Source organism: Megasphaera sp. AM44-1BH (assembly GCF_003467125.1).
Taxonomy (GTDB): domain Bacteria; phylum Bacillota; class Negativicutes; order Veillonellales; family Megasphaeraceae; genus Megasphaera.
In genome coordinates this window covers 1-20,942 of the sequence record NZ_QSFA01000015.1, presented here as the reverse complement: position 1 = coordinate 20,942, position 20,942 = coordinate 1, and the positions used below count along the sequence as shown (strand labels likewise).

Below are 20,942 nucleotides of genomic sequence, written 5' to 3'. Positions count from 1 at the left end.
GGCGGCATCCCGGCAAGGGGGAGAATTATGGCAAACAGCAATGGTGGCTGGAAACACCGCAATACGGTGGTTATCATTTTATTTATTATATGGGTTACAGCCTATCTGGACCGCATGGTCATGGCTACGGCCATTCCCTATATTTCTGATGAGTTCGGGCTGACACCGGTCGCTATGGGCGGCGTCATGAGTGCCTTTTTCGTAGGCTATGCGCTCTGTCAGATTCCCGGCGGACTTCTGGCGGACCGCTTCGGCGCCCAGAAGGTCATGTTTTCCGGCATTGCCTGGTGGTCTGTGTTTACGGCCATTACGGGCTTTGCCAATAACCTTGTACATATGCTCCTGGTCCGCGTCGCCTTTGGTGTAGGCGAAGGGATTTTCCCGGCCGCGTCGTACCGGACGATTTCCAACTGGTTCCCCGCCAAAGACCGGGGCACGGCGACAGGACTCATGATGTCATCCAACGCCTTCGGGCCGGCACTGGCGCCGCTGTTTGTCGTAGCCATCATGGCGGCATGGGGCTGGCGCATGGTCTTTTATTCACTTTTCATCCCGGGCATCATCATGTGCCTTCTGATCAAGTTCTTCATCCCTGATAATCCGGCCGATAGTAAGGGTATCAGCCAGGCTGAACTGGATGAACTGAAAGAAGATCATACGGAACAGACGGCGCAGGCCAAAATTTCCTTCTGGCAGATCATCCAGGTGCCGGCCGTATGGCGGACCTTTGTCAGCTTCTTCTTTTTTGATATCACCCTCTGGGGATTCCTGTCCTGGCTGCCCAGTTATCTCGTCAAGGCCCGGGGCTTTGAAATGACCAAGATGGGCATTACGGCGTCTATGCCGTTCTTTGCCGGGACAGCCGGTGTCATCCTGTTCTGCTGGCTGTCGGATAAATATTTTACGCACAACCGGAAAATGCCGGTCATCATTACCCAGATTCCCGGCGCGATTTTCCTGTATCTGACCTTTGCCGTACCTGATGCGACCATGGCTATTATCTGCGAAACCCTGAGCGGATTTTTCCTCTACGGCGCGTTCGGTGCCCTGATGGCACTGCCTATGAGTTCCATTTCCAGTGAAATCACGGGCCGGGCTATGGGCTTTGTCAACATGGCCGGTCAGATTGCCGGATTTCTCTCGCCGATTATCATCGGCTATCTGATCCAGCTCGCCGGTGGCAGCTTCGGCACCAGCTTTGCCTGCCTGGTCGGTGCCACCGTCGTATCCGTTCTGGTGACGATGACCATCAAGGAAGATGCCAATAAAAAAGAAATCCATCAGGAAGCCGTCGCAGAATAACGGCTCCGACTAATTGTACAGCCCCTGCAAGCCAGCTAGTATGTGCCGGCCTGCAGGGGCTGTTTTGCAAGAGACGATTGCCTTTTTTCCTGCAGGGAGTATAATAAAGATAACATAAAAATAGTTAGGAAAGCTAAAAGTTTTTGGAGGTGATAGAATGAATGATAATCAGCTCGTCGTCTGCGGCGGCTGCAATGCCAAAATAGGAGCCGGCAATCTGGGACCGCTTCTCCGGGACCTTCCGCGCCGGGAGAGCCCGGACCTGCTCGTCGGATTTGATGGGGCTGATGATGCGGCAGTGATCCGCCTGCGGGATGACCTGGCCCTCATCCAGACCGTAGACTTTTTCCCGCCTATGGTGACGGACCCGTACGTGTTCGGCCAGATTGGAGCAGCCAATGCCCTGAGCGATGTCTATGCTATGGGCGGCAAGGTGCTGGCGGCACTCAATATCGTTGCCTTTCCGGAAGAACAGGACTTTGGCATTCTCCGGGACATCCTGCGCGGCGGGGCGGAAAAGGTACAGGAAGCAGGCGGTCTCCTTTCGGGCGGCCATTCCATTCATGACCGGACGGTCAAATATGGCCTGGCCGTGACGGGTACGGTCCATCCCAATCGTATCCTGCATAACGATGCCTGTGTGGCCGGCGATCATCTCATCCTTACCAAGCCCCTGGGCGTCAGTATCCTGACCATTGGCTACAGTGCCGGTGAAATCAGCAAAGAAGGATTCCACCAGGCCGTGGACAGTATGTGCATGCTCAATTCCTATGCCATGGATATCATCCGCGATGCCGGCGGCGTACACAGTTGTACCGACGTGACGGGATTCGGTCTCTGCGGCCACCTTCATGAAATGCTGCACGGGGCTTGTTCGGCCCGCATTGATGCGGCCCATCTGCCATACTTTGAAGAAGCCTACTGGGGTGCCGGACACTTCATCTTTACGGCAGGAGGACAGCGGAACCGTGATTTCCTGCAGGATAAAGTGGTCTTTGAACGTAACGATTTTGCCCTCGAGGAAATTGTTTTCGATCCCCAGACGTCGGGCGGCCTGCTCGTGTCCTGTGATGCCCGTCAGGTGCCGCTTTTGCTGGCACGTCTTCAGGCCGACCATATCCCGGCTGCCGATATAGGCGTAGTCACAGAGAAAAAAGAAAAAGAGATTTATATTGTATGAGGAGTGATACCTATGTTTCAGGTAAACGCACTGGGAAAAGCCTGCCCGCTGCCGGTCATTGAGACCCGCAAGGCACTGAAAGAACACGATACCGTACAGACACTGGTCGATAATAAGATTGCAACGGAGAACCTGCAGAAGATGGCCCGGCAGCTGGGCTATTCCTACAGCATGACCGAAGACGGGCCAGCTCACTATACGGTCGTCATTGCTAAAGGAGAACAGACGGCAGCTGTACCGGCACCGGCCGCTCCGTCTCGGGCAGTGAAGGACGATTCCTACATCGTCGTCATCAATTCCCCGACTATGGGGACGGGTGATGAAACTTTTGGCAGGACACTGCTCAAAAATTTCATCTATACGCTGAAAGAGCAGGATGTACTGCCCGATATGATGATATTCTACAACGGCGGCGTGCCATTGGTGACAGATACGTCCGATTCCCTGGACGACCTGAAAGAGCTGGCTGCAGCCGGTGTGCAGATTTATGCCTGCGGGGCCTGCCTCAATTACTACGGCCTGACGGAAAAAGTAGCCGTCGGGGAAATCACCAACCTCTACCGCATTATTGAAATCCTGCGTACGGCGAACCGCGTCGTACGGCCCTGATGGAACGGTACGGCCTGATTCTGTTTCCGGAAACAAGAGAAGCTATGACGGCCGAGAAAGAAGGCCGGGCTCACGGCTTTACCGTGCGCATCGTGCCTACCCCGGGGAAACTGGTGGCGTCGTGCGGCTTTTCCCTGCGCTATGAACTGTCCGGGGAAGAAGCCCTGTACCACTTTCTGCAGGACCTGTTTGTCCGTACGGACGGCTGGTACCACGTCATGCGTCAGGGACTTTCTACGGAGTATGAAAGATGGAAATAGGGACAGATGGGTGCAATATTGTAAAATAAATATTTATACAAAAAAGAACGGCGTTAAAGGTTTTAATTTAACGCCGTTCTGTATAAATTTTAATCAGATTTTAATGTAAATCTAATTTTGTTTTAATAAACTTATTTTTCCGGAGTGAATTTCGTCGTGATAATGTGACGGACAAAAATAGCAATTGTCGCAATGAATGCGGCAAATCCGATGCCGTTGGCAATCGTTTCGAAGTCTTTGCCGACCAGCGCCAGCGGATTTTCGCTGCCACCGGATGTGACGGAAACGACGATAATCAGAGCGATGATAACGCCTACGAGGCTTTCACCGACAATAAGGCCCGATGCAAAGAGGACGCCGCGGTGATTGCAGGCTTCCACATCTTCTTCTTCATGACCGGGGCTGCGGAGTGCTGCGCGCTGACGGAGATAGCGGTGGATGAACCAGCCCATGACAGAGCCGATGACCAGCGGGATTTCCAGAGTCGGCGGCAGATAAATCCCCATACCGATAGCCAGAGGCGGCAGAGCGAGGGATTTCGTATGGCTCTTGAGCAGCATATCTACGATAATAGCAGCAATACCTACGACGATGCCAAAAATGATGTAATTCCAATCGAGGCTGGCGCTGAAAATGCCCTGTGCAATAGTCGTCATCAGCGTAGCCTGAGGAGCGGCGAGAGCCTGTGACGGGTCCATGCCGGCACGGGGGAGGGCTCCCGTGAATCCATAAGCCTGATAGAGCAGATTTAGTACAGGCGCGATGGCAAAGGCGCCGATGACCGAACCGAGAATCAGGGCCACCTGCTGTTTCCATGGCGTAGCGCCGACGATGTAACCGGTCTTAAGGTCCTGCAGGTTATCATTGGAAATAGCGGCAATGCTGACGATGACGGCGGTGATGAAGATAGCCAGTGCCGTAGCAAACTGGGTGCCTTCCGGTGTGGCAAAGACGCCGAAGGACGAACCGATACCGAGGACAACCAGTGAAGAAACGATGATGCCCAGGATGCCGATACCGGAAATCGGGCTGGCCGATGTGCCGATGAGGCCTGCCATGTAGCCACAGGCAGCGGCGACGAAGAACCCCATAAGCATGGCGACGAGAATGCCGACGACGATGTAAATAATGGTAACTGTAGTCGGAAGGCCGGCGGCACTGACGAACGAGTAGAAGGTGACAAACAATCCGGCAAGAATGACGAGAAAGACGATGCCGACTGATTTCGGGGACATATCGATATCCGTGTGATGGAGAATCTGTTTTTCTTCCGTATCGTTGGCACGGATAGCGTTGATGGACATCTTTATGCCGTCAACGACCGGTTTGGCAAGGCGGATCAGCGTCCAGACGGCGGCGATACCAATACAGCCGGCGCCGATGAAACGCACCTTCTGGGCCCAGATAGCCTGGGCAAAGGCGGCGGCACTCTGGCCTTCTGCCGGAGAAATGACTGATGTCAGATAGGGAACGAAGATGACCCAGGCCAGCAATGTACCTGTTAAAATGGCGATACCACTGGCGATGCCAATCAGATAGCCGGCACCCAGAAGAGCCATGGAAAAGCCCATGGGAAGCTGGGTGATTGCCTTGCCAATCTGTATCCAGTGACTGAATTCCGAAGAAGCAATATGCAGTCCGTTGGCACAGAAACTGAAGATACCGGCCATGCTCGTACCGAGAACGATGTCTTTCATGCCCGTTTCTGTTTTGCTCGTATCTTCACCGGCAGCTTCTTCACGGCGGATTTCACTGCCGACTTTCAGGATTTCTGCAGCCGCCCGGCCTTCCGGATAGGGAAGATCGCTATTGACGACCATGGCCCGGCGAAGGGGAATGGTGAACAATACGCCCAGCGAACCGCCGCAGGCGCAGAGAAGCAGTGTCTGCCAGAACGGAAATCCCTGCCAGTATCCAAGCATGAGCAGGCCGGGAAGGATAAAGATAATAGCTGATAAAGTGCCCGCGGCAGATGCCTGCGTCTGTACCATGTTATTTTCCAGAATATTGGCGTTTTTGAACATGCGCAGGATTGCCATGGAGATGACTGCCGCCGGAATAGATGACGAAAATGTCAGACCGACTTTGAGCCCCAGGTAGACGTTGGATGCCGTAAAAATAACGGTGATCAGCATGCCAAGGAACATGCCGCGGAATGTTAATTCCGGCAAAGTGGGGTATGTGGCAGTCAGATTCGATTGTTTTTTCATAAATCAGACCTCCCGCAAAAAAATAATTGGCCGTATAACAGCTAGCTTGTTTCACTATAGCACATTTTTTATGGCCTGTCATTTGATATCAAAATGAGATAAAACAATATACAACCCGGATATATTATCTTTTCTTATCAGTAATTATGCAACGAAGGAATACCATCCAGGGTGTTTCTTTTGCCTATTCGTGTTATAATACTCGCGTATGGATATTTCTAGACATAAGGAGGAATTTCCAATGGAAAATGAAAAAATTATTGAAGGCGTTTTGCAGGAATTTGCAGGCCTTACCAAGCATCCCCGCAAATCAGGCCATGAAAAAGAAGTCAGTGATTATATCGCATCCCGTCTGCGTCAGCTTGGAGCTTCTGTCGTACAGGATGAAGTCAATAACATTATTGCTGATGTACCGGCGACAAAAGGATATGAAGATGTGCCGCTGACGATTATACAGGGTCATATGGACATGGTCTGTGTTGCCAAACCGGGACGTGCCTATGATACGCTGAAAGATCCTATTACCATTAAACGGGATGGCAGGATTCTCTCCGCTGATGGAACGAGCCTCGGTGCCGACGACGGCATGGCCATTGCTATTTCCCTGTTCCTGATCCAGCAGGATTTTGCACATGGGCCTCTGCGTCTTATCTTTACGGTAGATGAAGAAGTGGGCATGACCGGTGCTACTCATCTGGACTCCAAATATGTCCAGGATGCTCATTATGTCATCAACTGTGATTCGGAATCGCTTGAAGTTATCTGCGTGGCTTCGGCCGGCAGCGTCCATACGTATTTCAGCCGTCCTGTATCCTGGCAGAAGGCGGCCGGGACAGCAGCTCTGAAAATTACGGCATCGGGCTTTATCGGAGGCCACTCCGGTGAAACAATCAATCAGGGTAAGAGCAATGCCATAAAAGCTCTGGCCCTCGTCCTGCAGCGCCTCCATCAGGCCGGTATTTCCTATACCCTGGCTTCGTATGACGGCGGAGATGCGGCCAATGCCATTCCTTCCCAGGCCCAGGCTGTCATCGTTCTGTCTGATGCCGATGCAGACAAGGCATGTCAGCTTACTGCTGAAGGGGAAGCTGCACATAAAGCCGTATATGGGACTGTCGAAACGACACTGTCCCTGAAAGCAGAAAAGACGGATGTACCGGAAAAAACGGTTTCGGAAGCAGACAGCCGTGCTGTCGTACAGCTCCTCAACCTGCTCCACTTTGGTGTCTTTGCCATGAATCAGCACCTGCCGAAACTGCCGGACCTGTCTTCCAATATCGGGACGATCCATATCGGCGATGATACGGTGGATATCCAGTATTTCCCCCGTTCTTCTTCCGATGCCCGCCTGCAGGAACTGCTCCTTTCCCTGCCGGTGTTTGCGGAAGTGACGGGATTTACATTCAAAGCCTCTGAACCGGCTCCGGCATGGTCTGAAAATACGAGCAGTGTCCTGACGCCAGCTATGACGGCTGTTTATGAAAAAGAACTGGGACGGACTCCCCGCATCGAAGCAATGCATGGCGGTCTGGAAACAGGATATTTCTTCGCCATGAATCCGGATCTGGATATTGTGTCTGTCGGACCGACGACGTTTGCCATCCATAGTGCCGATGAATCGGTTGATCTGGAAACGGTGGCTGATATTACGCGTGTCATAGCCGGTACGCTGACAGCTCTCAAAAAATAATCTGGCATTTATCTGGTATATAATTATGTGCCAGATGGATAAACGCCTGTCAATGCCTTTTTTCGGGCATTGGCAGGCGCTTTAGTATAAAGAGGAGCTGTTTTTATAAAAAAACAGCTCCTCTTTGATTGCTTATACGTTTAACGGGACGTATACTATAGATGTAAACACTATTGCATAACACAATACAAGCGCTGTCCAGTCCGGTATGGGCCGGATATATATGTGTTTATGAACTGACGGGAGACAATCGGCTGATTGTCTCCCGTCGGCTGTTAAAAGAGATATTTTGTATCGTAACTCAGATCCATATACTGGGCCAGAGTTTCGTCATCAAACCCATATTCTTCCGGTTTATTGAACCAGTGGGCAACCCGCAGCTGGAGTTTCTTTTCCGGCGGCAGTGGTTCTTTATATTCGATGCGCAGCTGACGGGCCGCTTCAGAGCGGTCTTCTACGCGCACAAACAATCCTTCATCGAATGTGAGCTCATATACTTTTTTAAAAGCATGTGGAATCTGGAAGCCGAAGGGGACGAAGTATTTCTGGATAAATCCGTTGGCGATGAGGATGGATCCGGAATAGGGAATGGCCAGTTCCAGGTCGTAGCGCAGGTCGCCGGCAGGAGAATGAAATGGTACCGGTTCCGCTCCATCTATCGAAGGCGCCGGCCGGCCATTATTATTCGTGAATAATTTATGCAGAGCCAGGTGCTTGTCTTCCGTAAAGCCAAAAATACAGGCATATCCCCTCAGGCATGATTCATCATAAATAACGGGATGAAGACCATATTGTTCTATGTTAAAAAACTCATCGACGTGTTCTACGGCGACGATGCTGAATTTATATTCGGCAAAATCAAATCCGTCAAAAAATTGGGATCTCATATGACAGCTCCTGTCTTTGAAAAACAGATTTTTCTATACACTCGGTCTATATATTTATATATGTATTATACTATAATACAGTGGCTGAGGGAAACAGAGCTTATTCCTTGAATACGGGTTTATTATCGCGGAACGCAGCAATACGGGCCAGTGATTCTACGCGGTAGCCGAGTGCTTCCAGACGGCCGCGTCCGGGCTGAAATGATTTTTCGATTACGATGCCGATGCCGACGGGGACCGCACCAGCCTGGCTGACTAATTCGGTCAGGCCGATGGCAGCGGCGCCACTTGCCAGAAAGTCGTCAATGATCAGCACGCGTTCGCCGGCATGCAGGTAGGACTTGCTGAGGCTGGCCGTATAGGTTTCTTCTTTGGTGTACGAATAGATAGATGCTGTATATACTGCATCCTGCATGAGAAGAGATTTTTTCTTGCGGGCAAATACGATAGGGATATTTCCCATAGCGACGGCAGCAGCCAGTGCGATGGCTATGCCGGAGGATTCGATAGTGACAATCCGGTCGATGGTGCAGTCAGAAAACCGGCGGGCGAATTCCTGTCCCATTTTCATTACCAGGGATGGGTCAATCTGCTGATTGAGAAAATTATCCACTTTTAAGATCCGGTTGTCGATAATCGTACCATCCTGCAAGATGCGTTTTTTCAATTCTTCCATGAGGGGGCCTCCTAATAGTTATTATATCCAGTCTAATACGATTTATTAGGGAAGTCAACGCCTGATTTCCTGTCATAGGACCTGTCAGAACGGGCGGTCTTCTGCGGTTTTACTGCAATTTTCCGTTTACTTATGAAAGCAAAACGGGTATACTAAAGTTGTATCACTAATGCTTATATGTCTTTTAAGGAGGTTCATTGAATGCAATCCATTCGACGTTTATATGTTACAAAAAAAGGTCCTTTTGCCCAGGATGCGCAGAGGATGCTCAATGATTTGAAGAAAAACTTGCTTATTTCGGGTCTGACCGATGTCAAGATTTTCAATCGCTATGACGTAGGTGGTTTGGATGATGCAGCCTTTGAAGCGGCCAAGAATATGATTTTTTCGGAACCGCCTGTGGACGCCGTTTACGATACACTGCCGGCCGGCAAAGATGATACGGTACTGGCAATCGAATACCTGCCGGGCCAGTATGACCAGCGTGCTGATTCGGCGATGCAGTGCCTGCAGATGCTCACCATGAACAGTGATAGTGCTGTCCGCACGGCACAGGTCATCGTATTATCGGGCACTCTTTCGGCCGATGACATTGCAGCTATCAAGCATTATTGCATCAATCCCGTAGAAGCCAGAGAAGCATCGCTGGATCCGGTAACGGACCTTTCCATGGCCTGGGAAAAACCGGCTGATGTCCCCGTCATCGATGGCTTCGATACGATGGATGATGCAGCACTCCGGGAATTATCCGCTCATATGGGACTGGCCATGAGTTTTGATGATCTGAAATTCGTGCAGACCTATTTCCGTGATGAAGAAAAACGGAATCCGACGATTACGGAAATCCGGGTCATCGATACGTACTGGTCGGATCATTGCCGCCATACGACATTCATGACGGAACTGACCGGGATTTCCTTTGAAGACGGAACGTATACGGCTCCTATCCAGAGGGCATATGAAGCATATAAAACGACGCGGGAAGAACTGAAACGGAACAAACCGCAGACATTGATGGATATGGCCACCATTGCTGTAAAGGAATTAAAGGCAGCTGGTAAATTACAGAATCTGGATGCCTCCGAAGAAATCAATGCCTGCACCATTATTATCCCCGTCGATGTAGACGGAAAAGAAGAAGAATGGCTTCTTCTCTTTAAAAACGAAACACATAATCATCCGACAGAAATCGAACCGTTCGGCGGTGCCGCTACCTGTCTGGGCGGGTGTATCCGCGATCCCCTGAGCGGCCGGTCCTATGTATACCAGGCTATGCGTGTCACCGGCGCCGGCGATCCCCGGCAGTCGATTAAAGATACCCTGCCAGGAAAGCTCCCGCAGCGCACGCTGACGACAGGCGCTGCCAAAGGCTACAGCTCCTATGGCAACCAGATTGGTCTGGCGACGGGAGAAGTAAAAGAATATTATCATCAGGGATTTATTGCAAAACGTATGGAAATCGGTGCCGTTCTCGGTGCGGCTCCGCGGGCGAATGTTATCCGGGAAGAACCGGTTCCCGGGGATATCATTATCCTGCTGGGCGGCAAAACCGGTCGTGATGGCATGGGCGGCGCGACGGGATCTTCCAAAAAGCATACCGTAGAATCTCTGGAAACCTGCGGCGCTGAAGTCCAGAAGGGCAATGCGCTGACGGAACGGAAAATCCAGCGCCTGTTCCGCCGCCATGAAGTGACGGTCCTCATCAAGCGCTGCAATGACTTCGGCGCCGGCGGTGTGTCTGTCGCCATTGGCGAACTGACCGATGGCCTGGATATCAATCTCGATAAAGTTCCCAAGAAATATGAAGGTCTGGATGGCACGGAACTGGCTATTTCCGAATCGCAGGAACGCATGGCTGTCGTAGTAGCTCCGGAACATGTGGAAGAATTCATGAAATACGCGGCGGAAGAAAATCTGGAAGCGACGATCGTTGCTGTCGCTACGGACACGAAACGGCTGGTCATGCACTGGCGCGATCAGAACGTCGTCAACATCACCCGGGCATTCCTCGATACCAATGGCGTAACACAGAAGCGGAATGCTATTGTCACGGCTCCGGAAGAAAAAGATTTCTTTACAGCCGATCCTGTACGTGATGTCAGAGACGCGTTCTTCAAAACGATGGAAACGCTGAATATCGCATCGGAACAGGGACTGGCCGAACGGTTCGACAGCACCATCGGGTCGCGGACAGTACTCATGCCTTTTGGCGGTAAATATCAGAAGACGCCCGTAGAAGGCATGGTTGCCAAAATTCCTGTCCCGGGCAGCAAAACGACGACTGCCAGCATTTTCACGCACGGATATGATCCGGATATGGCTGTATGGAGCCCGTTCCACGGTGCCTTGTATGCCGTACTCCAATCGGTAGCGAAACTGGTAGCTCTCGGCGGCGACCGTCGTCAGGCTTATCTGACGATGCAGGAATTTTTCCAGAGTCTCGGTACCAATGAAAAAGCCTGGGGGCAGCCGGTCAGCGCACTCCTCGGCGCGTATGTAGCCCAGAAGGAATTGCAGATTGCCGCTATTGGTGGGAAAGACAGCATGAGCGGCACCTTTGAAAACCTGACTGTTCCTCCTACACTGGTATCCTTTGCCATTGTACCGGAAAAGACCAACCATATTATTTCGCCGGAATTCAAGCAGGCCGGCGATGCAGTCCTGCTTTTTGATCTGCCACGGGATGCAGAAGATATGCCTGATTTTGATGTATTCCGCAGTCATTGCGATTTTCTTCATCAGGCCGTCCTCGATGGCAAGGTCCGTGCCATGCATGCTGTTGGACAGGGCGGTGCTGCTGCCGCGCTGGCGCAGATGGCGTTTGGCAACCGCATCGGTCTTGCTGTTGACGATTCGTTCCCTGTGCAGGAACTCTTCAATCTGCGGTATGGATCTATTCTGGTCGAAACAGATGACTCTACAGCCTGCAGCTGGGAAAAAGAAGATCATGTCTGCCGCGTGGGTATGACGACAGACGCAGCGGAAATCGCAGTGGCAGGTACGTCCATCGCTCTGGCTGCTCTGCAGGATGCCTGGGAAGAACCGCTCAGCAAAGTATTTCCGATTAAGAGCGAAAGCTCTTCTGACGATCCTTCACTGCCCCTGTTTACGACCTATGGACCCAAGCGGAGTGAATCCTTTGGTAAACCGCATGTATTCATCCCGGTCTGCCCCGGTACGAACTGCGAATACGATTCTGCCGCTGCCTTTGAACGGGCTGGTGCAACAGCGGAAATCATGGTGCTGCGCAATGAAACGCCACAGGATCTGGCTGAATCGATCGACGAAATGGCAAAACGCATTGCCAAAGCGCAGATCATCATGTTCCCTGGCGGTTTCAGTGCTGGCGATGAACCGGAAGGTTCGGGCAAATTTATTGCGACCTTGTTCCGCAGCCCGGCGCTGAAAGAAGCGCTGAATGATCTGCTTTACAAGCGGGACGGGCTGGCACTGGGGGTCTGCAACGGTTTCCAGGCGCTGATCAAACTGGGGCTCCTGCCCTATGGCCGGATCCAGCCTCTGCGTCCGGACAGCCCGACGCTGACGTACAATACGATTGGCCGCCATCTGTCGCGGATGGTTAATACGAAGGTCGTTTCTGTCATGAGCCCGTGGTTCAGCAATATGAAAGCAGGGGATGTCCATACTATCGCGATTTCCCATGGGGAAGGCCGGTTTGTAGCGACACCTCAGCAGATCCGGGAACTGGCTGCGAAAGGACAGATTGCGACACAGTATGTAGACCTCAGCGGCAATGCTTCCAATGACAGTGAATATAATCCGAACCAGTCTATCATGGCTGTCGAAGGGATTACCAGCCCGGACGGCCGTGTCCTTGGCAAGATGGCACATACGGAACGGTTCAGCGGCCCTGATATTTTTGAAAATATTTCGGGTAATAAGCTGCAGCCTCTCTTTAAAGCCGGTGTGGCCTATTTTGAATAATTGAAGAAGGGGGATATCCCATGAAGTGCTCCTGGTTTCATGGGATATCCTTTCTTTTCTCCTTGCTATGGCCGGAAAGCTGTGATATAATAATAAAGCTTGATTGCTTCAAGCTACCCTTGCCCTTTTGAAATGAAGGGCCATAGTCCAGAAGAGGAGGTGATTTCGTGAATAAGTACGAAGTCATGTTTATCGCAAAGCCGCTGGAAGACGCTGAAGTAGATCCGATTGCTGAATTTGTTTCCAATCTGATCAAGAAAAATGGCGGCAATGTCGAAAAGGTTGATCGTTGGGGCAAACGCCACCTGGCATACCCTGTCAAAAAACAGGCTGACGGTAACTACGTACTGATTAACTTTGAAGCTGATCCTGCAGTTATCAAAGAAATCGACCGTGTTATGAAAATCCAGGACGACATCCTGAAACACTTGATCGTCAAGATTGACGAATAACCGGAGGCGCAAAGGTATGAATTCAGTACAGTTGTTAGGCAATTTGGCTCGTGACCCTGAAATCCGTTTTACGAAGACTGGCAAGGCTGTCGCTATGTTTACCGTAGCCTGCACGACCACGTATATTCCATACGGAGCTACGGAACCACGGGAATTCACTGATTTTGTTCCTTGTGTTGCTTGGGGTAATTTGGCAGAAACCTGTGGTAACAACCTGGCTAAAGGCAGCCGTGTCTTTGTAGAAGGCCGTTTCAACACGCGTTCCTATGAAACGCAGGACGGCCAGAAACGATACAGAACGGAAGTCGTAGCTAATTTTGTGGCACAGACAATGGGATCAGAACGCCAGAATGGCGCAGCATCTTCTTCCTATGGCAGTGCAGCGCCGCAGAGCGCACCGCAGCCCAAACCGGCTGCTCCGGGGACCAGCTTTGACAGCATGGGTTCCAGCACATCTGATGAAGAAATCCCATTCTAATAGTCAAACACATCCCTTAATTATGTTTTAAAGGGAGGATATATAATGAGAAGAGATCGCTCGAGAAAACCGAGAAGAAAAGTATGCAGCTTCTGCGTCGATCATGCTGAACAGATCGATTACAAAGACGTTGCAAAACTCCGCCGTTTTACGACCGAACGTGGCAAAATCCTGCCGCGCCGTATCTCCGGCGTTTGCGCTAAACATCAGCGCAAACTGACGGTTGCTATCAAACGGGCCAGAGCTATCGCTCTGCTTCCGTATACGGCAGACTAATCTGACAATAAAAAGAGGATGTAACAAAGGGGCTGTAAAACCTGTTTGTTACATCCTCTTTTCTATTGTCACGGGGCCGCATCTCTCTGGCAGAGACCAGATGAGATGCGGCCCCGTTTTTTGTGTTTTTCATCCTTTGTGGGGCAGCAGATGGACCAGTGGCAGGCTGGAAGGGGGCGCTGCCGGAACACAGACATTCAGGAAGGACGGTATGATTTCCAGTTCCAGCGGAAAGTCAGGCCCTTTATCTCCATCCATATTGGTTGTAAGTGAGCCATCAATGAGCGTTATTTTCAGGTGCGTCGTCGTAGAAAGACTCATATATTCCGAACTCAGGGGCGAACCGGCGAGAAATTCCGGTATGGCCTTGATCATATCGAGATAGCTGCAATCTTTAAAGACACCGACCCAGAGCTTGCCATCATCCACCTGGGCGGCTGGTGCGAGATTGCGAAAACTCCCGACGGAATTGGTCAGCATGATGACAATGAGCGGAGAGCGGTGGATGTAGACTCCTTCATCGTTTTCTATCTTAAACAGATAGGTTTCGTGATTTTGCAGGGCTTTCAGACCGGTCAGGAAATAGGCAAGGGGGCCCAGCCGTGTTTTTTGTTCGATTGATACGTGACTGACTGCTTCGGGCATGAACCCTGCGGCAATGGTGTTGACAAAATAACGGTCATTGGCCCGGGCGATATCTACGCGCTGGATATGGGCATCTTTGAGTCCGGCGATGGCTGCTTCCGGATGCAGCGGCATGGAAAGGGCCCGTCCCAGGTCATTGACCGTACCCAGCGGAATAAATCCGAAGGTAATACTGCTTCGTCCGGCGAGGGCCAGCCCGTTGACGGTTTCATTCAGCGTGCCGTCGCCGCCCATGCAGAAGACAGCATCAAATTTGGTCAGGGAGGCTTCGCGGGCCCAGTCTGTCGCATCGCCGGGACCTGTCGTGATACGCATTTCTACCTCATCGTACATGGTATCCAGTTGTTTTTTTAGCGGTTCTTTAAAATACTTGGCCCGTTCACGGCCGGCTGTCGGATTGACGATTAACAAACACCGACTCACGGTGATTCCTCCTTTTACAGCAGGACAGACAGATCTGTCGCAGAAAGTTACATATACATTATTATAGACAGAAAACGGTTTTTCGGGAAGAGCCGGGGAAGTTTTTTTAGAGCGGAATTTTACTTGTTCTATACAAAAAGCAGTCTGGTTTTACTGACCCGTAGGAAGGAATGTGATATGATAATCGTAGGTATAAGGAAAGGACGTGTTGATATGGAAAGAATGTGGGACAGTCAGGTATATCCGTACCCTTCGCGACGGGAAGTCATCTATGCCCGCCGTGGCATGGTCTGTACGTCACAGACACTGGCGGCACAGGCAGGCCTGGATATGCTGAAGATGGGCGGCAATGCCGTCGATGCGGCGCTGGCGACGGCTATAGCGCTGACCGTACTGGAACCGACCAGCAATGGCCTGGGAAGCGATGCCTTTGCGCTCATATGGATGAAGGGGAACCTGTATGGCTTCAATGGCAGTGGCTGGTCTCCGCAGAAACTGACCTGGGAAGTGCTGCATGAAAAGGGGATGACGGAGGTCCCCCTCCGCGGCTGGACACCGGTCATGGTACCGGGGGCGCCCGCGGCATGGGCAGAAATACATAGCCGCTTTGGCCGGCTGCCCTTTGAAGAACTGTTCAAACCGGCCATTTCCTATGCAGAGGACGGCTATGCTGTCATGCCTAATCTGGCGGTCATGCTGAAAGAAGGGTATGAAAGCTTTGCTCCGTACCGTCATGAACCAGCTTTCAAGGGATTGTTCGATACCTTTTATGCCGGTGATGTCATTCCCGCTGCTGGGGATATCCTGCGGCTGCCACAGCAGGCACGGTCGCTGCGCCTGCTGGCAAAAAGCCGGTGCCGTGATTTATATGAAGGAGAGATTGCCGCAGCCATAGATGACTGGTCGAAAAAGACTGGCGGGTACCTGCGCAAAGAAGATCTGATGGATTACAGTCCTCAATGGGTCCAGCCGATTCATACGAATTACAGGGGTTATGATGTCTGGGAAATTCCGCCCAATGGGCATGGCCTGGTCGTGCTCATGGCGCTGAATATTGCCAGCGGTTTTTCCTTTGCCGGACGGGATACGGTTGAAACGTTCCATCGCCAGATTGAATCGATGAAGCTGGCCTTTGTTGACGGCCGTGAATACATAGCCGATCCCCGCTTTATGCGGACTTCTGTCGAAGACTGGCTTTCTGAATCCTATGCGGCACGGCGGCGGTCTGAAATCGGGGATATGGCATTGATGCCCAGGCCGGTCAGCCCCAATAATGGCGGGACGGTCTATCTTTGTTCGGCTGATGGCGAAGGCAATATGGTATCGTATATCCAAAGTAATTATACGGGATTTGGCTCAGGTATTGTCATCCCTGGATACGGTGTGGCACTCAGCGACCGTGGCAATAATTTCAGTATGGATCCACGTAGTGATAATTGTGTCGGGCCGCGGAAAAAATCCTATCATACGATTATTCCCGGTTTTCTGTCCCGGAATGGACAGGCTATTGGTCCTTTCGGCGTCATGGGAGCTTTTATGCAGCCCCAGGGACAGTTCCAGGTACTGATGAATACCATCGATTTCCACCTGAATCCCCAGGCGGCTCTCGATGCGCCGCGCTGGCAGTGGGTAGGTGGCAAACGCATCGAAGTAGAAGCCGGTGTGCCGAAAGCCATTGTAGAAGGATTACGCCGTAAAGGTCATGATGTAGTGGTAAAGGCGGATCCCATTCCCTATGGCCGGGGACAGATTATCTGGCGCAATGAACAGGGCGTTCTTTCCGGTGCGACAGAACCGCGGGCAGATGGTACGGTGGCGGCATGGTAAGGCTATAAACAGAAGGCCGTGATGGGTCCTGACCTATTCTTTTTTGGCACGTCGTAATACCAACTTAGAATTGACATTTTACCATTGCAATTCTATAATGAGAATATACAGGACGTATATACACAACAGGTCTTATATACAAACAGGTCTTATATACAAACAGGACGGCGTACTATGAAGTCTGGTCTGTAGTGGTTGTCCTGCTTGTATGATATATTTTTGAACCACAAAGGGAGGTTTCATTTTCATGATTAATGCAATGATTATCGATGAAAAAGACAACGTTGCTGTCGTCATCGAACCGGTAAAGAAAGGCGATACGGTTTCTTATGTTGATAAAAATAAGAAGACCATTTCGTTTACTGCCGTCGAAGATGTCCAGATTTATCACAAAATCGCCATCAAAGATATTCCTGCTGATGCACCTATCGTTAAATATGGTGAACATATCGGCCATGCCGCACGGGATATCAAACAAGGCGAACATGTACATGAACATAATGTCAAATCAGTCCGTGAAAATTTGGGCTAAGAGGAGGAAATCATAATGAAATTTTGGGGTTATAAACGTCCCGATGGACGCGTAGGTATCCGTAACTATGTATTAATTCTGCCGGCCAGTGTCTGTGCTTCTGATACGACCCGGATCGTTGCCTCCCAGGTCAATGGCGCCGTTACGTTCAACAACCAGAATGGCTGTTCCCAGGTACCGCCTGATCAGCAGTTCACTATGGACGTAGAAGCCGGCTATGCTGCCAACCCGAACGTATACGGTACAGTTGTCGTTTCTCTGGGCTGCGAAAACTGTCAGATGGACCTGGTAGTAAAAGCTATCCAGGAACGGACGAATAAACCGCTCAAACAGGTCATCATCCAGGAAGAAGGCGGCACGCTGAAAGCCATCGATAAAGCCGTCCGCTATGCCAAGGAAATGGTACAGGAAGCCAGCATGATGCGCCGTGAAGAATGCGATATGAGCAAACTCATCGTCGGCACAGAATGCGGTGGTTCCGACCCGACATCGGGCCTGGCTGCCAATCCGACCATCGGTGAACTGAGCGACCGTCTCGTAGACCTCGGTGCTACGTCTATCCTGAGCGAAACGACGGAATTCATCGGTGCTGAACATATCCTCGCCCGCCGTGGTAAAGATGAAAAAGTAAAAGAACAGATTCTCGGCATCGTACATCGTTATGAACATGCCCTGCAGCTTGTCGGCGAAGAAGTACGCGAAGGCAATCCGAGCCCGGGCAATAAAGCCGGTGGTCTGACGACGCTGGAAGAAAAATCCCTGGGTTGCATCCATAAAGGCGGCCATCGTACGATTCAGGCCGTATATGACTATGGCAAACAAATCGATACGACAGGCCTCGTCATCATGGATACTCCGGGGAATGACCCCTCTTCTGTAGCCGGCATGGTAGCTGGCGGCTGCCAGGTAGTCGTATTCTCTACGGGCCGTGGCACACCGACAGGCAATCCTCTCGTACCGGTCATCAAGATTACAGGCAATAAACTGACATTCCAGAAAATGGAAGACAATATCGACTACGATGCCAGCCCGGTTATCTATGGCAAAAAGACCATGGGTGAACAGGGCGATGAACTCCTGGCTATGACTATGGAAGTCGTCAATGGCAAACAGTCCAAAGCAGAATCTCTGGGCTATACAGAAATGGCCATTGCCCGTGTCTGCAACTACGTTTAATCGTTATGGCATACAGGCGCAGCGGCTTTGGCAGTACGCCTGTATGCGTTAAAATCCTAAATTTTATGTTCCCAGGAGGAGTTTTGTCGCATGAGCAAATTCAAAGAACGTTTAAAAAATGGTGAAAAGCTCTTTGGGCCTTTTATCAACATGAACTATCCTGCTGTTGTAGAAGTAGCCGGTATGGCTGGCTTTGACTTCTGCATCATTGATAACGAACACGGTGAAATTCCCGTTGAAGGGACACTGGATATGATCCGCGCCTGCAAACTCGCTGGCATTCCCTCGATTGTCCGCGTATATGAAGGCAATCCGGAACTCATTGACAAGGCATTGGATCTCGGTGCCGATGGCGTGCAGATTCCGAACATTGGATCCAAAGAAGCGGCTGAAATCGCTGTCAGTGCTGCCAAATTTGCGCCGGAAGGAAGCCGTGGCTGCAACCGGTATGTCCGTGCTGGTAAATATGGTTCTATTGACAAAGCGGATTTCTTTGGTAAAGCGAATGACGAAACGGCTGTCATCCTTCAGGTTGAAGGTCAGGATGGCGTACAGGCTCTGCCCGATATTCTGAAAGTCAAAGGCTTTGATGTACTGTTTGTCGGCCCCTATGATTTATCTGCTTCTCTGGGGATTCCGGGACAGGTCAATCATCCGAAAGTCATTGCACAGATGGAAGAAATTATGCGTCAGGCTAAGGAAGTCGGTGTAGCCGTCGGGTTCTTCTGCGATGATGTGGCAACGGCTGTAGAATGGAAAAACCGCGGCGTTCAGTATGTTTCCTTCTCTTCCGATATTGGACAGCTCTATGAACGCTTCAAAGAAGCAGCTGATGGATTTGCTAAAGGCTGATTAGTTAAAACGTGCGGTAAAGAAAGGCACTGATATGTGCTTTTCTTTATCGTAAACTTTGTGAAATTTAGCACATTAAAGGAGTCGATTCACCTATGATGACAGGTAAGGAATATAAAGAAAGCTTGCGGAAACGCAATATCATCGTATACCTTCAGGGCAAACAGATTCCGGCCAAAGAATTGCCGGACCATCCCTTCATCCGTGGCCATGTCAATTCCGCTTCCGTAACGTATGACCTGGCCTTTGACCCGGCATATGAAAACCTGATGACGGCTACGTCCCATTTGACAGGCAAAAAAATCAACCGGTTCACCCACATCCATCAGAGCGTGGAAGACCTGGTCAAAAAAGTCAAGATGCTGCGCATGCTCTCCCTTAAAACTGGGACGTGCTATCAGCGCTGCGTCGGCTTTGATGCCATGAACGCCACCTATGGCACGACCTATGAAATGGACCAGAAATACGGCACGCACTATCATGAACGCTTCAAGAAATTCCTCGAATACATCCAGGATACGGACTTCATGGTAGCCGGTGCCATGACCGACCCGAAAGGCGACCGCAGCAAACGGCCGAGCCAGCAGAGCGACCCGGATCTGTTCGTCCACGTCGTCGAAAAGAATGACAAAGGCATCGTCATCCGCGGTGCCAAGGCCCATATGACGGGGATGGTCAACAGCCATGAAATGCTGATCATGCCGACCATGAGCCTGAAACCGGAAGATAAAGACTATGCTGTCTGCTGTGCCCTGCCGGTCGATGCACCGGGGGTACTGCACATCTTCGGGCGCCAGAGCAATGATGGCCGTAAACTGGAAGGAGATATCGATCAGGGCAATGCCAAGTACGGTATCGTCGGCGGTGAATGCCTGACGGTCCTGAATGATGTCTTCGTACCGTGGGAACGGGTCTTCATGTGCGGGGAAACGGATTTTGCCGGCATGCTGGTAACACGGTTTGCCAGCTACCACCGCCAGAACTACGGCGGCTGTAAGGGCGGCGTATCGGATATCGTCATCGGTGCGGCAGCAGCCATGGCCGATATGAACGGCTATGCCAAGGCCAGCCACATCAAATCGAAGATCAATGAAATGATTCATCTGACGGAAACACTGTATGCGTGCTCCATCGCCTGCTCGGCCGAAGGGGTACAGCTGCCGAGCGGCCAGTATTTCGTCAACATGCTGCTGGCGAACGTAAGCAAGCACAATGTCACGCGGTATATCTATGAAATCGACCGACTGGCCCAGGATATTGCCGGCGGGTTCATCGCAACCCTTCCGAGCCAGGCAGACTTGGAAAGCCTGGAAGTCGGCAAATACGTAGAAAAATACTTCAAAGGCGTCGATGGCGTATCGACGGCAGACCGCATGCGGGTAGCCCGTCTGATCGAAGTCATGACAGGAGGCACGGCACTGGTAGAAAGCATGCACGGTGCCGGCAGCCCGCAGGCCCAGGAAGTTATGTACTCCAAACTGGCAAATCTGGAAGCGAAGAAGAAAGCAGCTCTCAAGATTGC

18 protein-coding genes are annotated in these 20,942 nt (G+C 51.2%); 14 read left to right on the top strand and 4 right to left on the bottom strand.

Annotation, left to right across the window (positions count from 1 at the left end):
- Nucleotides 1–27: 27 nt before the first annotated feature.
- From DW949_RS10060 to DW949_RS10045, 4 genes are all read left to right on the top strand, one after another.
- A complete protein-coding gene (locus DW949_RS10060) occupies nt 28–1,302 on the top strand; it encodes an MFS transporter (protein ID WP_118023089.1) in 1,275 nt (424 codons plus the stop codon).
- Nucleotides 1,303–1,459: 157 nt separating this feature from the next.
- Nucleotides 1,460–2,482 carry a selenide, water dikinase SelD gene (gene selD, locus DW949_RS10055; RefSeq protein ID WP_118023088.1) on the top strand — a complete coding sequence of 341 codons (1,023 nt, stop codon included), beginning with the start codon at nt 1,460–1,462 and terminating at the stop codon, nt 2,480–2,482.
- A 12-nt stretch (nt 2,483–2,494) separates the two neighbouring features.
- Nucleotides 2,495–3,091: a sulfurtransferase-like selenium metabolism protein YedF gene (gene yedF / locus DW949_RS10050; protein ID WP_118023087.1), complete on the top strand. Its 597-nt coding sequence runs from the start codon at nt 2,495–2,497 to the stop codon at nt 3,089–3,091.
- Entirely contained in the window at nt 3,091–3,351 is a 261-nt protein-coding gene (locus DW949_RS10045; RefSeq protein WP_118023086.1) for a DUF3343 domain-containing protein, read from the top strand. Before yedF ends, DW949_RS10045 begins: the two co-directional genes overlap by 1 nt.
- A 131-nt stretch (nt 3,352–3,482) precedes the next feature.
- Here the strand turns inward: DW949_RS10045 and DW949_RS10040 are convergent, their stop codons facing one another.
- On the bottom strand, nt 3,483–5,561 hold the full coding sequence (locus DW949_RS10040) for an OPT family oligopeptide transporter (RefSeq protein ID WP_118023085.1): 2,079 nt from the start codon (nt 5,559–5,561) through the stop codon (nt 3,483–3,485).
- 241 nt (nt 5,562–5,802) lie between these two features.
- Between DW949_RS10040 and pepD the strand changes: the two genes are divergently transcribed.
- Nucleotides 5,803–7,251 (top strand): beta-Ala-His dipeptidase, encoded by a 1,449-nt coding sequence (gene pepD, locus DW949_RS10035; protein WP_118023084.1) that lies wholly within the window; start codon nt 5,803–5,805, stop codon nt 7,249–7,251.
- A 275-nt stretch (nt 7,252–7,526) separates the two neighbouring features.
- Here the strand turns inward: pepD and DW949_RS10030 are convergent, their stop codons facing one another.
- The gene (locus DW949_RS10030; RefSeq protein WP_118023083.1) at nt 7,527–8,138 is read right to left on the bottom strand and encodes a hypothetical protein; all 612 of its coding nucleotides are present in this window, start codon (nt 8,136–8,138) and stop codon (nt 7,527–7,529) included.
- Between the two features lie 100 nt (nt 8,139–8,238).
- The gene (locus DW949_RS10025; protein WP_118023082.1) at nt 8,239–8,814 is read right to left on the bottom strand and encodes a xanthine phosphoribosyltransferase; all 576 of its coding nucleotides are present in this window, start codon (nt 8,812–8,814) and stop codon (nt 8,239–8,241) included.
- A gap of 201 nt (nt 8,815–9,015) precedes the next feature.
- On the opposite strand from DW949_RS10025, the gene DW949_RS10020 reads away from it, so the two are divergent.
- The 4 genes from DW949_RS10020 to rpsR all read left to right on the top strand — a co-directional run bounded on the left by DW949_RS10020 (nt 9,016) and on the right by rpsR (nt 13,965).
- On the top strand, nt 9,016–12,759 hold the full coding sequence (locus tag DW949_RS10020) for a phosphoribosylformylglycinamidine synthase (protein ID WP_118023081.1): 3,744 nt from the start codon (nt 9,016–9,018) through the stop codon (nt 12,757–12,759).
- Nucleotides 12,760–12,926: 167 nt separating this feature from the next.
- Nucleotides 12,927–13,211: a 30S ribosomal protein S6 gene (gene rpsF / locus DW949_RS10015; protein WP_118023080.1), complete on the top strand. Its 285-nt coding sequence runs from the start codon at nt 12,927–12,929 to the stop codon at nt 13,209–13,211.
- 16 nt (nt 13,212–13,227) lie between these two features.
- On the top strand, nt 13,228–13,689 hold the full coding sequence (locus DW949_RS10010; RefSeq protein ID WP_118023079.1) for a single-stranded DNA-binding protein: 462 nt from the start codon (nt 13,228–13,230) through the stop codon (nt 13,687–13,689).
- Between the two features lie 45 nt (nt 13,690–13,734).
- On the top strand, nt 13,735–13,965 hold the full coding sequence (rpsR, locus tag DW949_RS10005) for a 30S ribosomal protein S18 (protein ID WP_059076348.1): 231 nt from the start codon (nt 13,735–13,737) through the stop codon (nt 13,963–13,965).
- Between the two features lie 129 nt (nt 13,966–14,094).
- Here the strand turns inward: rpsR and DW949_RS10000 are convergent, their stop codons facing one another.
- Nucleotides 14,095–15,033 (bottom strand): diacylglycerol kinase family protein, encoded by a 939-nt coding sequence (locus DW949_RS10000; RefSeq protein WP_118023078.1) that lies wholly within the window; start codon nt 15,031–15,033, stop codon nt 14,095–14,097.
- A 213-nt stretch (nt 15,034–15,246) separates the two neighbouring features.
- Here DW949_RS10000 and DW949_RS09995 point away from each other — a divergent pair, with 213 nt between their 5' ends.
- The 5 genes from DW949_RS09995 to DW949_RS09975 form a co-directional block, all read left to right on the top strand.
- The gene (locus tag DW949_RS09995; RefSeq protein ID WP_233539573.1) at nt 15,247–16,860 is read left to right on the top strand and encodes a gamma-glutamyltransferase family protein; all 1,614 of its coding nucleotides are present in this window, start codon (nt 15,247–15,249) and stop codon (nt 16,858–16,860) included.
- Nucleotides 16,861–17,107: 247 nt separating this feature from the next.
- Nucleotides 17,108–17,392, top strand: coding sequence for a UxaA family hydrolase (locus DW949_RS09990; protein WP_118023077.1), 285 nt, complete (start codon nt 17,108–17,110; stop codon nt 17,390–17,392).
- A 15-nt stretch (nt 17,393–17,407) separates the two neighbouring features.
- Entirely contained in the window at nt 17,408–18,568 is a 1,161-nt protein-coding gene (locus DW949_RS09985; protein WP_118023076.1) for a UxaA family hydrolase, read from the top strand.
- A gap of 90 nt (nt 18,569–18,658) precedes the next feature.
- Nucleotides 18,659–19,420, top strand: coding sequence for an HpcH/HpaI aldolase/citrate lyase family protein (locus DW949_RS09980; protein WP_059076352.1), 762 nt, complete (start codon nt 18,659–18,661; stop codon nt 19,418–19,420).
- Between the two features lie 95 nt (nt 19,421–19,515).
- Nucleotides 19,516–20,942, top strand: a 1,427-nt coding sequence (locus tag DW949_RS09975; protein ID WP_118023075.1) for a 4-hydroxyphenylacetate 3-hydroxylase family protein, incomplete at its 3' end; no start/stop codon positions are given.